General features: G+C 48.4%; 11 protein-coding genes. 2 read left to right on the top strand and 9 right to left on the bottom strand.

The window, feature by feature from the left end; all coding sequences use genetic code 11:
• Positions 1-2 precede the first annotated feature (2 nt).
• Positions 3-6,821: a hypothetical protein gene (locus tag MKY64_RS21950; protein ID WP_036723198.1), complete on the bottom strand. Its 6,819-nt coding sequence runs from the start codon at positions 6,819-6,821 to the stop codon at positions 3-5.
• A 53-nt stretch (positions 6,822-6,874) separates the two neighbouring features.
• On the bottom strand, positions 6,875-8,545 hold the full coding sequence (locus tag MKY64_RS21955; RefSeq protein ID WP_340955710.1) for a clostripain-related cysteine peptidase: 1,671 nt from the start codon (positions 8,543-8,545) through the stop codon (positions 6,875-6,877).
• Positions 8,546-8,808: 263 nt separating this feature from the next.
• On the opposite strand from MKY64_RS21955, the gene MKY64_RS21960 reads away from it, so the two are divergent.
• Positions 8,809-9,786 (top strand): tRNA dihydrouridine synthase, encoded by a 978-nt coding sequence (locus MKY64_RS21960; RefSeq protein WP_340955712.1) that lies wholly within the window; start codon positions 8,809-8,811, stop codon positions 9,784-9,786.
• 144 nt (positions 9,787-9,930) lie between these two features.
• On the opposite strand, the gene groL is transcribed toward MKY64_RS21960, so the two are convergent.
• The 7 genes from groL to MKY64_RS21995 all read right to left on the bottom strand — a co-directional run bounded on the left by groL (position 9,931) and on the right by MKY64_RS21995 (position 15,188).
• Positions 9,931-11,565, bottom strand: a complete 1,635-nt coding sequence (groL, locus tag MKY64_RS21965; RefSeq protein ID WP_036723193.1) for a chaperonin GroEL — start codon at positions 11,563-11,565, stop codon at positions 9,931-9,933.
• A gap of 68 nt (positions 11,566-11,633) precedes the next feature.
• A complete protein-coding gene (groES, locus tag MKY64_RS21970; protein ID WP_036723192.1) occupies positions 11,634-11,915 on the bottom strand; it encodes a co-chaperone GroES in 282 nt (93 codons plus the stop codon).
• A 324-nt stretch (positions 11,916-12,239) separates the two neighbouring features.
• Positions 12,240-13,004, bottom strand: a complete 765-nt coding sequence (gene tatC, locus MKY64_RS21975; protein WP_339314766.1) for a twin-arginine translocase subunit TatC — start codon at positions 13,002-13,004, stop codon at positions 12,240-12,242.
• A 103-nt stretch (positions 13,005-13,107) separates the two neighbouring features.
• Positions 13,108-13,350 (bottom strand): twin-arginine translocase TatA/TatE family subunit, encoded by a 243-nt coding sequence (gene tatA, locus MKY64_RS21980; protein ID WP_036723189.1) that lies wholly within the window; start codon positions 13,348-13,350, stop codon positions 13,108-13,110.
• A gap of 131 nt (positions 13,351-13,481) precedes the next feature.
• Positions 13,482-13,967 carry a MogA/MoaB family molybdenum cofactor biosynthesis protein gene (locus MKY64_RS21985; protein ID WP_036693720.1) on the bottom strand — a complete coding sequence of 162 codons (486 nt, stop codon included), beginning with the start codon at positions 13,965-13,967 and terminating at the stop codon, positions 13,482-13,484.
• Between the two features lie 91 nt (positions 13,968-14,058).
• A complete protein-coding gene (gene moaC / locus MKY64_RS21990) occupies positions 14,059-14,535 on the bottom strand; it encodes a cyclic pyranopterin monophosphate synthase MoaC (RefSeq protein ID WP_340955715.1) in 477 nt (158 codons plus the stop codon).
• Positions 14,526-15,188: a 5-formyltetrahydrofolate cyclo-ligase gene (locus MKY64_RS21995; RefSeq protein ID WP_340955716.1), complete on the bottom strand. Its 663-nt coding sequence runs from the start codon at positions 15,186-15,188 to the stop codon at positions 14,526-14,528. The genes moaC and MKY64_RS21995 overlap by 10 nt, the downstream gene beginning before the upstream one ends.
• A gap of 216 nt (positions 15,189-15,404) precedes the next feature.
• Here MKY64_RS21995 and MKY64_RS22000 point away from each other — a divergent pair, with 216 nt between their 5' ends.
• Positions 15,405-17,360 carry an ABC-F family ATP-binding cassette domain-containing protein gene (locus MKY64_RS22000; RefSeq protein ID WP_340955719.1) on the top strand — a complete coding sequence of 652 codons (1,956 nt, stop codon included), beginning with the start codon at positions 15,405-15,407 and terminating at the stop codon, positions 17,358-17,360.
• Positions 17,361-17,536 lie beyond the last annotated feature (176 nt).

The raw sequence follows: 17,536 nt of genomic DNA on the forward strand, positions 1-17,536 counted from the left end.
GCCTATTTCCCTCCTTGATTTGAGACATATACATGAATGTTGAAATAGTCGCGTTTATCCGTTTGGATATATACGGTGTACCAGCCGCTCGTAACATTATCGAGGGTATACACTCCGCTTTTCTCCCGAAGGACCGTTCCTTTTGTTTTCATCTGACCTTGTGTTAAGACACCTTTTTCATAACGTGCATACGAGATCCCGGAAAAATTTTTCAATGAGATTTCAACTTTGTTGCCAAGAACCGACGCAGCATTGGAACTGTCTGGCATCACGCCGTTCACAAGGGCTATGGTGTCATACAGACCTACCAGGCGAACGGTTCGGCGAATAGTGGTCTGATTCCCTGCATCATCTCTTACCGTATAGTCGATATAGTACGGGTTCGAGCGGACAAATTCATTTGCCGAGATGTTGTCAGGGTTAAACACCCGTCCGCCTGATCCATAGCTTATGGTGACCCGGTTCGTCAGGTCCACCTTTTTACCCGCAACCATATCCCATGCTTCGAAGTCTAGAAGCTTGGACTTGTCATAGGCAATGGAGGCATCTTTTTTAGGCGTCATGCCTTCGATGAAGATTAGCTCTTCCCCATTTTTAAGTTTTAGCTCTGGGGGTGTTTTATCGATTAGACCAATGTCGACACCATACGAGGTATAGGTCCCTGTTCTTCCTTCAAGGTTGAAATTGTATAGTCCATTTTCTCTATAGTTCATTGACTTCTCTTGTTCCCAAGGATCGTTTCCGCCCACGAGTTTAGCATCTTTATCCGTGATTACCGTGACATTCACATTCTGGTTTGTTGCCGGGTTCTTGTCGATTCCCACAACATATCCTTCTTCTTTTCCAGAGGTGTCCACACCAACAACAATCTTGTTTTGATGATCCTTTTCCACCCACTCACCACTTTGGTTCTTTTCGAGATATTTGTATGTCCAGCGAACTTCTTTAACCCTTGGGCCACCCACTTCAATGCCTTCAACCGTTACGAGAATTTTTTGCGTGATGCCTGTTTGGTCCCTAACTTGAAAGACGTGCTCTCCGTTAGTTTTAACGTTGATTACTGCCTCTTTATAGGACAGGGCATCGCCGGACTCGTCCTTCACTTCAGTCAGAAGTGCATGTTCATATCCACGATAAGAAACGGTAAGGTCTGTTAGTTTTCTAAGAATGTCCAGCGGAACGCCGTCACTGTCACGGATTTGGTCAAAGGTTACATTCACGCTCAGCTTATCTTCAGCTAATGTGGCAGTGGCTTTGATTTGCGGCGGTGTGGACACAATATTGGATACGGTAATCACTTCCTGTCCTTCGTTGCCATAGTCGTCAACAAAGAACATGGACACTGTACCATTTTTTCTAAAGCGAACAGCTTTTGTGCCGGGGATATGTACGATATCGTTGGCAGTTAGGCTTCCGGCAGGTTCTACGCCGGTGACTGTTATCGTTTTGATGTCCTTGCTGAACTGTGTCAACTCCACATTCACGCTTTGTGCAGTAATGGTGGCTGGAGGCGTGCTGTAAGTCCTTGCGATTGCAGTAGGCGCTACCTTGTTAATGTTTGAGACGGTGATCGGAGTTGTCCAACGGTTTCCAGCATAGTCATAGGCTGTCACATTATAAATTCCTGAGCTGTCCAGTTCAACGACATATTCATTTTCGAGCGGCTCCCCTTTGAAGGGATAAACCACATCGCCCTTCTTCACCTCAGCAAATGCGATTTCACCGGAATCATCCGTTAAAGTGATCGTGGCAAAGATATTTTTGTTGGTCTTGGCCGTATTGGATAACACATAGGATGTTTGTCCAATGGTGTTGTCAAACTGGTTATAGCTAACCGTATGAGAACCTGTGTTGCCCGATTGATCCCTAAACTCAAATGTGAAGGTGTTATTATCCTCAGTTAGAGTCCTTGAGAAGGCTGCGTTGTTGTTTGTCATCGAAAGAGTTTTTCCGCCTCCGGTAAACTTGAGCGTTGCCATAACCCTTCTATAGGCTTTTCCTTCTGTGATTGGAACCCAGTTCCCAAGATAGTTCTCGTAGCTGTATTCCACCGTGTAGTGCTTGTCTTGCGTGATCGGCGTTTTATCAATATTCGAGACGGTGACCGGCAGTACCGTTGCTATTCCGGCTTTGTTTGTCACTTTGAAATATACCGTTGCATTCTGCTCGAAGGTTTCGGTATGCGAAACAACGGAGTCAATAGGGCTGAAGCTTATGCCGTCATACGAACGTTCAAATTTTAATATCCCGCTTTCCGGGTCATAGACAGACAGTGTTGCGGTAACATTTTGGTTGGTTGGCTCCGTGCTTGAATAGTCCACCTTGGCAACAGGTGCAGTTTCATCAACCACAGTAATTGCAACATATTCAGCTTCCATCCGGTCAGCTTCCATACCTTCTGCCGTGTATGACTCGAAATAAGCTGATTTTGTTGTTTTGCCGTCTCTTAGCGCTTCGAATACCAGCTTTGAATAAGCTGTTCTTCCTTCCTCTTCTGTAAATGAAGGGTCCGGAACACTTAGCTCTGTATTGAGTTCTAATCCGGATAACACTGCATTTTCAACAAAGAAATATTGTCCGGAATACTTTGGATCCGGAACGACAACATAATACAGCTTATCGCCCTGGTTATAGGATATAAACCCGCCGTTTTGGATGGTTTGACCATTTTTCTCTACACGACCGGAAATGTCGAATCCTGTAACGAAATTAACATCAGGTGTGAATTCTAGAACGCTATCCCTTCCAACCTCGTCCTGAATATAGAGGCTGATTGTATTATTGTTTTGAATTACAACCTCGTAGTCCATGACATAGTCAGCCGATGTTGTTAGAAGTCCTGTATACAGAAGGTTCGACCTTGCCATTTCACCCACAACATCACCCTCTACAGGTGCGTTAGGCATCACGGTGACTGGAACGTTAAAATAAACGCTAACCGTTGCGGTGGTTTTTGTTGTTGCAGGGTTTGCGCTGACACTTACAATTGCTGCCTCCGCGTCAACCAGGTCTAGTTTTGAGTCAAAGAACACTATTTCAGTCACATTTCCTGCTGTGTCGACAGCTTTGACCCCAATGGCATAGCTTCCACTAAGCCCCTTCAAGTCAATGGTGTAGGTTCTCTGTTTGTTGCCTGCGCCATTAATGATTACCGGACTACTCTGCATTTCCACGGATGGGCTTGATTGAAACAACGCATAGTCCGCTTCGGTTAGAATATGGTTGTCTGCCGGGTCTTGAATAAGCGCGAATGAAACGGTTGTATCGTTCTTGTCTGACACTTCAACGGTAATCACACCATCTTGTCTTGCTCCTTTGGTCACGATGTTACTTGAAGCAAGCGCAGAGGGAGCTGCCCGGTCAATGTTAGATACCGAAATAGGAACCAGAACATGATTTCCAAGCTCGTCAGACAGGGTCAGGTTTGTTGATATATTTTCGCTTACCGTTACTGTGAATGCACCGTCTGTATACGGAGAAACCGTGATTTTGTCTGCATCCTCTGGTGCAACTGTCAGTTTGCTAATCCCTGTCCCAGCATCACTTGCGATGATTGTTGCTGTCACGGAGGCGTTGGTTGGCTGAATGGTGCTATAGTCCGGCAATTCAAAGGTTGGTGCCTGGCTATCATAAAGAATGGTGAGCGGCTTTGCTTCTGTTAAAAATTCAGGTTTGTCGTCCGCAGGAGCATTGATGAGTCCAAACTGGAAATAGATCGTGTTGACACCTTCTTGAAGCGGAACCGGTGTGTCGAGTGTAAATGCATAATTCCCGCCGGAATTGTTGCTCGCTGTAAACTCAGGAACTAAAGCGCCGTTATCTGTTGGCATGCCGTCCGTTGTTGCATAATATACCGGGTTTTGATATTTCAATGCGCTATCAGAAGTCCATGCTGCATGCGGTTCATTCAAGACAGCATAGACACTATAGGTTCCATCCGTTGTTGTACCCATTCCGTTTACAGTCTTTGACTCCGTAAATTTCAATGTGTCAATGATCGCAGCTTCTGACCTCATGCCAAAGTAGGGGGAAACCTTCTTGCTCTGTCGTCCATGCGGATCTTGTGCCACAACAACAATGCTGTACGCACCTGATGGAAGTCCTGTTAGAGTCAAGGTCTGATTAACCTGTGCTATATTGTCACTGTCCAGCGTCAGAGTCAGCGGATAGTTGGGCATAGCTTCAATTCTGATCTCTGAGTCTGGCTTAGATAAATAGTAATATGCACTTGCAATTCCACTGCGGTCTGTCACTTTCACGTTAAACTGTTGTGATGATTTGAAATGATCGTGCTGACTTATTGCGGTATATTTAATCTCCGGGGAATAGGCGTCATACGTGTAGACTTGTGAAAATTCAGCAGTGTTACCAGACTGTTTATTTTTCACACGATATTCCAGTATATATTTCCCGTCCATCAGAACTTTGGTTCCGCTAAGATTCGATTTTTCAGCTGCACCAACATCTTGGCTTGATTCATAAACTCTAAAGTTTTGTGTAAAGCTTTTGTCATTGCCAGGAGCAGAAATCCACCGGTAACTCGTTTCAAAGTTTGGATTGCTTACGTCAAAGCTAATGTCAAAATACGGCTTTGGAAGACTGGAATCCTCCGTATGGAGGGTGTCGGCAACATTTCCATTGAACATACTCACAGGCTTTTTATAGTATCTAGAGGCTTGCTCGTTTCTAGAATCGTTTCCAAGTGAGTCTACTGTGAAATAATAGAGCGTTCCCTCAAAGTTGTCCCCTTTTGGAATGGATAGAATGGTAGTTGTGCTGTCACCTTCTGAGTCTACAAATGCCCACAGCCCTTGAGTTGAAGCAATTTCTTTGGAGGCAGGTTTAATTTGATTGATTGGCGTGTCAGGCGGCGCCGCAATTCCGTCTACAAAGGTATAATAAGTCCTTGACCAGCCGTTGTTGCTTTGCTCAAGGTCGTTCATTTCAAAGCGGTATTCATTTCTTTTGCGAAGCTGCGCATCTTGCGGATGTACAGTTTCATGTACGGTCACCCGCGGAGCCAGGTTGTCGATTTTGATATTTTCAATTTCTGCATAGCCGGCATCTCCGCCCAGCGGATTGTCAGCTTGATCCCATCCATACAGACGAAGCTTGAATTCGCCTTCCGTAGGGTCGATCGGACTTAGCTTTATGCTGACTCCATTGATGACCTGCGTGTTAATAGGTGCGGTAACTCTTGTTCTGTTTCCTGTACCGTCAAAGTTTGTTATTCGGGTCACGGCCGGTTCATAGGAATCGCCGGTTTTCTTGTACAGCTCATAATTCAAATAGTTTTGATTCGACTCGCTGTGGGCGACATTTCCCTCTGGATAGAGTGTTTCGCTGGCAACCATATAAAATTCATGCAGCTTTTTGATGTTGTTTTGAATGGAATTTGCCCCCAGCAGGTCATTTCCATTTTGGTCGGTCACTCTTACAGTTGGGGTTTTTGTGTCCACTTTATGAGTTGAGAAATAAAAACTTTGTGATGTCGGTGATTCTGGAGTTGGATTCTCTAAATAATAGGCCTGAGCGCGCCCCTTTTTCATTAGATAGGTAGATACGTTGTTAAGCTGAAGCCTTATGCCCTCGCTTTCAACTGCGCTAACATCCAGCGGAACTTTTCCAGTGAACTGAAGTTTGCCGTTTGGTTTGCCGTCATTGCCCTGCAGTTTGGTCATGGTAAGGTCGGCAAGCGGTGTTTCCGTACTGTTGCCAAGATATAACACAGGCGTTGCCTGGAAGTTTGTGATGAGCTCCGTTTTAATTTCTTGCGTCATAGCCTTTTTATGAATGGAAACCGCTTCAACTGTGATGTTAACATCTGTCAATTTCCGATTCAGATACCGGTTGTCCTGGCTCGGCGAATAGGTAACCGTCTGATTGATATCGGGGTTGCCGAGGTTATATATACTACGATAGAACGTATAAGTTACATCTTTATAATAGTAATTCGCTTGCCCTATCTTTGTTGTTAAATAGGTTTTAACCTCGGGATCGCCTGAGCTTGTATGGGCAAAGGTCCCCCCGAGGCTTTCAGCATTGGTAGACTGGGCAAGCAGCGCCACCCTGTAGGTTAGCGAAATCTCTGCTTTGTTCTGTGCAACCATTTGATCGTGAAGCTTCTTGCGGTCAATATTGAGCTGAAACGTTTTTGTTTTTGTAGGCTCCTCAAATGTTAACCAATCCCTGCCTACAGCGTCGTCCGAAACAGAATAGCTGAATACAGGAGCATCCTCATATTGCATGATGTCATAGTAACCATATTGATCTCTGACATATTTGTTCCACTCTGCATGTTCTGAGCCTGCCGAATTCGCATCCAGGTAGAACTCTCCGCCGAGCTCATCAACATAACCTATATCTGTGAATTTTCTTTTGGTTACGTCCGAAATGTCACGGTAAAGTCTGCCCTGGTCTCTTGTCCAGGAATCTATTTTAATGGTCTGTACCTTAGCCGGATTGGTATTCCCCTCAAGATAGGGAAGATACAAATCCACAGATTTACCGTACCAGTCATCACTGCCCACCAGCCAAAAAACGAGCTCATTCATTCTCCATGGTGGAATATTTTCCATTTTAAAGGTATGTCTTATATCAGACCAAGCGGGAGCTCCGCCAAAATTTGCTGCATAATCAGAGGCTGGTCCAGATTCATAGGTACTCACGCCCATGTAAATATCATCACCTGTTCCGCCGTCATCGTTTCCTCCTGTTTTCACACCAAACTCATAATTGTACTCTGTTGCTACATTCGCATAAACAGGCGTTACTGATGCGAGAAGCGATATTACCAGCATCAAGCTTAAAATCTTCTTCATAAAATACCTCCTCGTTATAAGACCACATTCTGGACAACGATCAGCCTTTACAGCTAATTTCCGCTGCAAATAGTTTCTATGTATTTTGAGCTAAGACCAATGGCTTGTAGCTCTTGTTTCATTTGATGGGTGAGTTCGATTTTTTGGTTAGGGACATATAAAGCCACGCCGTTGCGATTTTTGTAGCCAGCTGAATTTCTTACTTCGAAAGCAAGTGCTTGGGCGGCAGCAGTGACTTCTGATGATTGACCCATGATCTCTATAAGATCATATTGATCCAATATCCCTTCGTTTTTGCCTAACAGCTCTGATCGTTTTGCAAGGTCTGTTAGTGAGCGATCCAATTTCGCCTTTTCTATGGCCTTAACCAAGGATTCTGCCTGAGACAGCTTCATCATGGACATGGTTGTTTGCATCTTAGCTTCCATCCCCGAATGAAGGGTAAAAGAATCTAAAATTAACCGCCCTATTCTTTCCGTGCTGATCTGCGGGTTTCGCTCTAGCGCACCTATCCATGTGGTATAATACAAGCCTGCTGCGGGGGTTGAATCTTCAGAAGCTATGAGATATTTGCCCTGATCTCTAAGAGCATAGGCAGTTTCAACGGTGCCCATAAGACATGCATCAAAGACGATTAAGTCGAAATACAGATCTGATGAACCGATTGCTTGGGAAAGCTCCGAAACCTTCATCGTTTTTCGTTCGTTTAGCTCGTCTGCACCAAATCCGCCCATTGTACCGTACCCATGATCCCATAGAATCAGGATATAACGCTCACTTGGTGCAACGGTTTTACCCCAAACAAGAAAATCCCTTAGTGTCCTAGGGTCTGATGCGGCAGTTTGGATATGACTTTCGTGCTTTTGAAGTTGTCCATGGCTAACCTCAAAGCGTTCGGACGCTCCATCGGCCATATATTTGTTGTGATATTTGAGCGTTCCGCCTGTTTGCATCAGGATTTTCGTATTTTGGTTTGGCTGACCACGTAAAATTTCTTCCAAATCATCGGTGAGCCGGCCTTGCTGAGATTCAAGATCAGAACCAACCGCATAGATTAAAATCGTCGCTCCATCCAGATTTTTATCCTGCTCCCAAAGTGCCCTTGCCTCGTTTAATTGTTGCGTGGTGAAGACATCTGTTGCACTAAGGGTTTGACCTAGCGTGGCAAGTTGGTTTTTGGGTCTTGTGTTTAGAACATAACTGCTTATTTTTGCAAGAGTTCCCCGATTGAATTCGCGTTCTTTGGTAAGGTCTATTCCTAGAACTATAGAGGCGAAAGAAACCGCAGTTCCATAGGTAAAGTCGCCCTTGGTTTCTGAATATCCCAACACCCTTAATACCATTGAACAATATTGGTTAAGAGAGATGGGCCGGTTACCGCCAAAACGAAATTCATCAATTCCGTTAACTACACCCTTGGTATAGGCATACGACACGTAGCGGCCTTCCCACCCCGTATCAGTGAATGGATTTTTATAGATGCTATTCAGGGCCTCTTCTTCCTTCCCCCACAGCCGCAGCATCATTACAAGGGATTCTGCCCGGGTAGGCACCCGCGACAGTTCATATCCATGCTCCGTTCCACTGAACAACCCCAAGTGGTTAAGCCCTTCTGCATAATTTGAGCTTTGTGCCGCTGCTGCTGCTGATGGAGTTGTTGCGAGAAGAAAGATTAAAAAAATGATAAAACCTCGGATTTTCCCCATCAAGTTCCGGCCTTTCAATTTGAAATCCCCTTCTTTGCTCCTAAATTAGCTGATTAACCCTATCAAGCTACTCTAACATGACAGTTTAACCCCTGTGTGAAAGTTAAAGAAATCTTTAAGTTCTCACTTGCCGCTCGATTTTGGCAGACACCACAAATGTGTCCGTCGCTCACACCATTGATTCTGTGCATCAAACGAAAAATAATGATACTATGTATGATGGGTAAAAGACTTTGCTATAGACTATATCGTTTTTATATGTTGCAACAGGAGAAGATAATATGCGTAACGAACCAAACTTTTGGCTGGATTTACCGAAACCGTTTTTTATATTAGCTCCAATGGAAGACGTCACAGATATAGTATTTCGTCACGTCATTAGTGAAGCTGCAAAACCTGACGTATTTTTCACAGAATTCACAAGCGCAGAAAATTATTGTCACCCTGTTGGAAAAGAAAATGTAGGTGGCCGGTTAATGTTCACAGCTGATGAGCAACCGATTGTCGCTCATATTTGGGGCAATAAACCTGCACTTTTTGAACAGATGAGTATTGATATGAAAAAACTTGGTTTTCGTGGTATCGATATAAACATGGGGTGCCCGGCACAAAACGCCGCAGCCAGTGGAAAAGGGGCCGGATTAATACGCCATCCTGAAGTTGCAGCAGAAATTATTCAAGCAGCAAAAGCAGGTGGATTGCCGGTTAGTGTTAAAACAAGATTAGGTTACTCTAAAATTGATGAGTGGCGCGATTGGTTAGGACATATATTGAAACAAGATATTACGAATCTTTCCATTCACCTTCGTACCAAAAAAGAAAAGAGTAAAGTAGCTGCACACTGGGAACTAATTCCTGAAATAAAAAAATTGCGCGATGAAATTGCCCCAAATACGTTGTTAACCATTAATGGAGATATTCCGGACCGCGCAACAGGATTAAAAATAGTTGAACAATACGGCGTTGATGGTATCATGATTGGCCGCGGCATTTTCACTAATCCATTTGCTTTTGAGAAAGACTCTAAAGAACATAGCGCGAAGGATTTTCTCAATTTACTTCTTTTACAGTTGGATCTTCACGATAAATATTCAACAGAAACCTTGCCACGTTCATTTAGACCCCTTCTTCGCTATTTCAAAATCTATGTTCGTGGATTTAGTGGCGCAGGCGAACTAAGAGACCAATTAATGGAAACCACTTCAACAGACGAAGTGCGTCGTTTAGTAAAACCTCTTTTAGATGAAGAATTAGATTGAAGAATATTAAAGATATGAGCTACGAAAAAGAGACTTCCCACAAGTTCAATGAACTCATAGGAAGTCTCTTATTTTTGCATTCATGTGGTCAAACGGTGTTTCCTTCTCAGGAAACCCTTGATGCATAAGGGTTTGTCACCCTTATTACATCATGCCGCCCATACCGCCCATGCCGCCCATATCTGGCATTCCGCCACCAGCAGCGGCTGGTTCTGGCTTGTCAGCGATAACCGCTTCAGTAGTCAGGAACATAGCAGCTACGGAAGCCGCGTTCTGCAGAGCATAACGTGTTACCTTGGCAGGGTCAACGATCCCTGCTTCGAACATGTTAACCCACTCATCGGTAGCAGCGTTGTATCCGATGCCGATCGCTTCTTTTTTCAGACGGTCCACGATAACGGAACCTTCCTGGCCTGCGTTAGCAGCGATGGTACGAACAGGCTCTTCCAGTGCGCGCAGCACGAGGTTCACACCCGTTCTTTCGTCGCCTTCAGCTACAACAGCAGCTACAGCAGCATATACGTTCACAAGAGCCGTACCCCCACCGGATACGATACCTTCTTCAACCGCAGCGCGGGTTGCGTTCAGGGCATCTTCGATGCGGAGCTTGCGCTCTTTCAATTCAGTTTCAGTAGCAGCACCGACTTTGACAACGGCTACGCCGCCAGCCAATTTAGCCAGACGCTCCTGCAGTTTTTCTTTGTCGAACTCGGAAGTGGTTTCTTCCAGCTGGGAACGGATTTGGCTAACGCGTGCATTAATGTCCGCCTTGTCGCCGCTTCCGTCTACAATTGTAGTGTTTTCTTTGGTTACGCGCACTTGACGGGCGTTACCCAGTTGCTCGATAGAAGTGCTCTTGAGATCCAGTCCAAGCTTCTCAGTGATCACTTGGCCGCCTGTCAGAGCAGCGATATCCTGCAGCATAGCTTCACGGCGGTCGCCGAAGCCAGGAGCCTTAACCGCTACAGCATTGAACGTTCCGCGCAGCTTGTTCACGATCAGCATCGCCTGAGCTTCGCCTTCGATGTCTTCAGCGATGATTACCAGCGGACGCGCCTGTTGAACGATCTTCTCCAAGAGTGGAAGAATTTCTTGAGTGCTGCTGATTTTCTTGTCTGTAATCAGGATGTACGGGTTCTCCAGAACGGCTTCCATCTTGTCCGTATCGGTGATCATGTACGGGGAGATGTAACCACGGTCGAACTGCATACCTTCAACCACTTCAAGCTCTGTCAGGAATCCGCGGGATTCTTCAACGGTGATAACGCCGTCCTTGCCCACTTTTTCCATAGCTTCAGCAATCAGTTGGCCCACTTCTTCGTCAGCAGCGGAGATTGCAGCTACTTGTGCGATCGCTTGGGAATCCACAATCGGCTTAGCGATATTCTGCAGTTCAGCGACAGCAGCCTTCACTGCTTTGTCGATCCCTTTACGCATAACCATCGGGTTAGCGCCTGCAGTTACGTTCTTCAGACCTTCGCGGATCATAGCCTGAGCCAGAACCGTTGCAGTTGTAGTACCGTCACCAGCCACATCGTTAGTCTTGGTAGCTACTTCTTTAACGAGCTGTGCGCCCATGTTCTCGAAGGCATCTTCGAGTTCGATTTCCTTGGCGATGGTTACACCGTCATTCGTGATCAGCGGGCTGCCGAATTTCTTCTCCAGTACCACGTTGCGGCCTTTTGGACCCAGTGTAACTTTTACTGCATTTGCCAAAGCGTCAACCCCGCGCAGCATTGCACGGCGAGCATCTTCACTGAACTTAATTTCTTTTGCCATTGTATAGTTAACCTCCTAATATAATTTGTGAATGTATTCTGAATCTGAGTTATGAGAGACGCTTAAGACTAGTCAAGAATAGCGTGAATGTCGCTTTCTTTCATAATCAGATATTCTTTGCCTTCGTATTTGATTTCAGTTCCGGCATATTTCGAGAAAAGCACACGGTCGCCTTCTTTCACTTCCAGCGCTACACGGACTCCGTCTTTCAAAGCTCCGCTGCCTACAGCGATAATAGTACCTTCTTGCGGCTTCTCTTTGGAAGAGTCCGGAAGCACGATCCCGAAAGAAGTGGTTTCCTGTTGCTCGCTTGGTTCTACCAATACGCGTTCACCTAGTGGTTTAATCATGAAAAAATAGCCTCCTTTGAAATTATGTGATTTGCCTTGAAAACATAGATTGAGCTGCGGGGATCTGCCGTCAGGGCGGCAATATAGCGGATCAGCATCTTGATAAGGGATGTTGCTCCGGCTATTCCCGGTTTTTTCGCAGCGTTAGCACTCAACCCTCTGTAGTGCTAACAACAATTTTTATGATACTCAACTTGAAGGCGAATTTCAAGTCCTTTTACGTAAAATCGTATTTGTTTTTGCCAAAATTATGGTTTCAGCGCTTGTCCGTCACACACTCTCCTACATTCTATCCAGCAAGGGGCATATTATGCCCCCTTCCCACTAATCTGCCTTCACATACCGCGACTCCCGCTTAGCGTCCTCAGCCAATTGCCTGCGGTAGACGAATGCGGACAGAAACACACTGAATTCATACAGCACCAGCAGCGGAATCGTCACCAGAAAGTCCGAGATGAAATCAGGCGGTGTAATGACCACAGCAATGAACACAAGCGCGAAATAGGCATAACGGCGCATCTTGCGCAGACGCAGCGGGTTCAGCACCCTGAGCTTAGTCAGGAACATGACAATCAGCGGCAGCTCGAAGAGCAGGGCCAGCGGAATCACCAGGCTGAACAGGAAGTTGAAGTATTCAGCGATGCCGTAGGTCTCCTCAAGCCCCATATTCCGCGTAATCGAAATCGTGAAGGATAAGGCCATAGGGAATACTATGTAATAGGCAAAAGCAATGCCGGCAATAAACAACACAAACACATAAGGCACATAACGCAGGGCAGCGCTCCTCTCCACAGGCCGCAGGCCGGGGCTGATAAACGCCCATAGCTGAAAGGCAATAAACGGCACGGAGAAGACCAGTGAGACCGCCATAGCGATCTTCATATACATCCCGATTCCGTCCCAGAAGGAGAACGCATGCAGGACGAAGCCCTGCGCAGCATCGGCGCTGATCAGGTACAGATAGATTGGCTTGGCGACGAATAAGCCGAGCACAAGTCCTGCTACGAACACGATCAGCACGTAGATAAGACGTCTGCGCAGCTCCGTCAGATGATCGACGAGGGACATTTCTTCCGCTTCCAGAGACATGACTGACACCACCCGGATTGACATTTTTTCATCTTCAAAAAAAGGGCGCCGCCCCGGTCTAAAGCAGACCTGGGAAAGACGCCCCTGCGTGGGAACCTTAAAATTATTCCGGCAGACGGCGGTCCTGCGGAAGTTCTGCTGCTGCCGTCTGCGCAGCCGCAGGAGCAACAGTCTCGCTCCGCTTGGCCGCTTCCGGCTCGTTCACAATCTCCCGAGCACCGTCCTTGAATTCACGGAAGGTACGCCCGACTGCCCGCCCCAGCTCAGGAAGCTTATTGGGACCGAAGAGCAGCAATGCCAAGATAACCAACAAGATAATTCCGGGTGTGCCAATACCACCTAACATACCGGTTTCCTCCCATCCTTCTGTCCGTTCATGACAATAGTTAACGATAAAATAATAATACCATAACTTATATCACACATCCATTGTGTATCCTGAACGATTTAGACAAAAGTGAGGAGAGCAGAGTCCGATTACTGGCGGTATTGTCCCGTAACCATTAGCAGAGCTTCCGGAAGCTGATCCATAATCGCCGCCAGATTCTCATGTACCCCCTTCGGGGTACCGGGCAGATTGACAATCAGAGTTCTTCCGCGGATGCCGCAGATTCCCCGGAACAGCATAGCTGCGCGGTTCTTCTGCATCACCGTACTGCGCATCGCCTCGGAGAGTCCGGGCACTTCGCGTTCAATGACCCGCCGCGTCGCTTCCGGCGTAACATCGCGGATGGCCAGATCGGTTCCGCCGGTTGTCAGCACCAGATCCGCCTGGAAATAATCCGTAAGCTCAATCAATGCAGCAATAATCTCATCCTGCTCATCAGGCACGATCCGGTATTCAATGATCTCGCCGCCCAGCTCCTCCTCCACCAGCTCCCGAATCACCTGGGCGCTCGTGTCTTCCCGTTCGCCCCTGGCCCCTTTATCGCTGGCCGTCAGGATTGCTGTTTTCCACGCCATAGGTTGTCCCTCCCTCTCTATGTACTATGTATATCCGGCTGCTGAAGCAGCTGCCGCTGCGCCTTCGGCTGTATCCTTCCCTGCTGCTGCTCTATTCTGCTTCCAGCGCGTAATCCCCATTCTTGCCGCCGCTCTTGGACACCAGCATCGTAGGTCCGATAATCATGTCCTTCTGCAGCGCCTTGCACATATCATATACGGTCAGCGCCGCTGCCGATACGGCAGTCAGCGCCTCCATCTCCACCCCGGTCTTGCCGGTAGTGCTGACGGTTGCTTCTATATATAGTTCATCTTTGTTGTTATCCATGAAGCGGATATCCACTCCGGTAAGCGGCAGCGGGTGGCACATGGGAATCCAGCTTGCGGTCTGCTTCGCCGCCATGATTCCTGCAACCTGAGCTACCGCTAGCACATCGCCCTTGCGGACCGCTCCCGCCTTAATGGCGCTCAGCGTCTCCGGGGCCATATGCACCTGGCTTCTGGCTGCCGCTGTCCGCCTGGTAACCTCCTTGTCGCTCACATCCACCATGCGGGCTCTGCCCTGGTCGTTGAAATGAGTTAATTCCATGTAGCCCTCTCCTTCCGGCAATCCCAGATGCCGTTCTCCGTAATCAGCAGATCCATTAAGGCATCATGCTCCTCAAGCGGTACTTCCGGTACCAGCTGGAGGCCGTAGGCCAGACCAATCCACATAGGCTTGGCAGCCGTACCGGGGACTCCTGCCTCCAATGCGGTGTGCATGCGGTCATAATATCCTCGTCCGTAGCCGAGGCGTCCGCCCCGCCGGTCAAAGGCCAGTCCGGGCACGAAGATAACCTCCGGGCAGCCGGTTCCCCGTCCTGCTTGCGCGAGGGCTCCGGCAAGAGCAGCACTCCCGGCCGGCGGCTCCATGATCCCGTAGGTTCCAGGGACAAGCTCATCCCAGGAGCTTACCTGGTGAAGGCTTAAGTCCCCGCTCTCCCGGTTGACGCGGGGAAGCAGCACCTTATGCCCTTCCGCCCATGCCGCCGTAAGAAGCGGACGGCAGTCCAGCTCGGAGCGAAACGGCGCATACGCAAGCAGTGAAGCTGCGCCTTCCTGTGAGAACCAGCTCCAGGCATGGGCGCACACCCGGGCGGATAACAGCTCCCGCTGCTCCATGGGCAAGGCATCGCGGAGCGCGGTATTCCCGGCGCGAAGCTCGCGCTTCCGCCCGGCAAGCTGCATGCTGTGCTCCTGCATAGGCAGCCTCCTCCTTCACTTGTTCCTAGCTTATCATAGTTTGTAAGCTCAGTTTACCACTCTTCTCACCGGTTCGCCAAGGTTGATTCATTCCCCTTGTTAGAAGAATGAACCTCGCATGCCCCACCTTTTTCATGTAAACTGGAGAATAAGATTAGACAATCGCCTGGGCGCAAGCCGCCGGGGCCAATTTGCAAGGGCGGAGGTTTCATCAGAATGCTTCTTCAAGCGACAGGAATTACGAAATCATACGGTATACAAAGCGTGCTGGACGGCATTAGCCTAATGGTGAACGAGAGGGAGAGAGTCGGGCTGGTTGGCGTCAACGGAGCAGGCAAATCGACCTTTCTGCAGATTCTCGCGGGTGAGATGTCTTATGACAGCGGACAAATTCATAAGTCTAAAGAGACTACGATTGGCTATCTGGCCCAGAACAGCGGCCTGCAGTCGGATAACACCATACAGGAAGAGATGCTCGCGGTATTTGCGCCGCTGCTGGAGGCAGAGGCCGAGCTGCGGCAGCTGGAGACCGATATCGCCGATCCGGCACTTGCCGAAGATCCGAAGCGTTATGAGGATCTGCTGGAGCGCTATGCCAGACGCTCCGACTGGTTTAAGGATCACGGCGGCTATGAGATCAATACGCGTATCCGCAGCGTGCTGCACGGGATGGGCTTCGGAGAGTTCGCACCGGATACTCCGATCTCAACGTTAAGCGGAGGCCAGAAGACACGTCTGGCACTGGCCCGCATTCTGCTTCAAGCCCCTGATCTGCTCATGCTCGATGAGCCGACCAACCATCTGGACATTGAGACGCTCACCTGGCTGGAGGATTATCTGCGCGGCTACGCAGGCGGTATTCTGGTCGTATCCCATGACCGGTATTTCCTCGACCGCCTGGTGACGACCATTGTGGAGATTGAGCGGCACCAATCGCGCAGATACACAGGTAACTACAGCCGTTATATGGAGCTGAAGGCTGCGGAATACGAGATTCGTATGAAGCAGTATGAGAAGCAGCAGGACGAAATTTCGCGGATGGAGGATTTCGTGCAGCGCAACATTGTCCGGGCCTCCACCACCAAGCGGGCACAGAGCCGCCGCAAGGCGCTCGACAAAATGGAGCGCATCGACAAGCCGCTGGGCGACCTGAAGAAGGCCAGCTTCTCCTTCGAGCCTGACTTCATGTCCGGCAAGGAAGTGCTGCAGGTCCGGGAGGTCGCAGTATCTTTCAGTCCTGAGGCTGCACCGCTCTTCCGCAATGCCTCCTTCGAGCTGCGGCGCGGCGAGACAGCGGCGCTGATCGGACCGAACGGGATCGGGAAGTCCACACTGCTGCAATGCATGACCGGCACCCGCGAGCCTTCTCGCGGAACCGTGAACTGGGGAACCAAGGTGAAGATCGCCTACTACGACCAGGAGCAGACCCGGCTGAATCCGCGCAATACTGTGCTGGAGGAGCTGTGGAGTGAATATCCGATGCTGGAGGAGGCCAGAATCCGTACGATTCTCGGCAACTTCCTGTTCAGCGGCGAGGATGTGCTTAAGAAGGTAGCTGCGCTGAGCGGCGGCGAGAAGGCCCGGGTGGCCCTGTCCAAGCTAATGCTTCGCGGAGCCAATATGCTGATTCTCGATGAGCCTACCAACCATTTGGATCTCGTCAGCCGTGAGGTGCTCGAATCGGCCCTGATCGATTTTGAAGGCACATTGCTGTTCATTTCCCATGACCGTTATTTCCTCAACAAGATGGCTGAACGGGTACTGGAGCTGCACCCGGACGGAATTGATCAGTATTTGGGCAATTATGACGACTATATCGAGAAAAAGCTCGAGCTCAAGGCGATTGCCGAAGAGGAAGCCGAGCTTGCCGCCGCCAAGTCCTCCCGCAGTGCCGACAACGAAGCGGTATCCGCCGAGAAAGGAAGCTCCCTCTCCTATGAGGCGGAGAAGCAGGCCAAACGCGAGGAGCGGAACCGCCAGCGCCGCATCTCCGAACTGGAGGAGAATATCGCGAAGCTGGAGGAAGCCATCGCGGAGATTGAGCATGAAATGACTAAGCCTGAGGTGTATCAGGATTATATGGCGCTTCAGGAGCATGAAAGTGAGCTTAAGGACAAAAAACGCGAGCTGGGAGATTTATTTAGCGAATGGGAGAAACTGGCTGAGGAATAATGTAAAGGCGCATCAAAAAAAATTTTAACAGTTTCCAATTTGTTCAAATCTAGTTATCCACAGGCTCATCCACAGTTTCCGTGCATAACTATCGTCTAAAATTAGCCCTTCGGGGCTTTTTTCATGCGTAAAATGGCTACTTTGCTTGTCAAGGACTTTTTATCCACCGAATTATC

It is taken from the genome of Paenibacillus sp. FSL R7-0210, assembly GCF_038009085.1.
In the GTDB taxonomy this organism is placed as follows: domain Bacteria; phylum Bacillota; class Bacilli; order Paenibacillales; family Paenibacillaceae; genus Paenibacillus_AQ; species Paenibacillus_AQ silagei.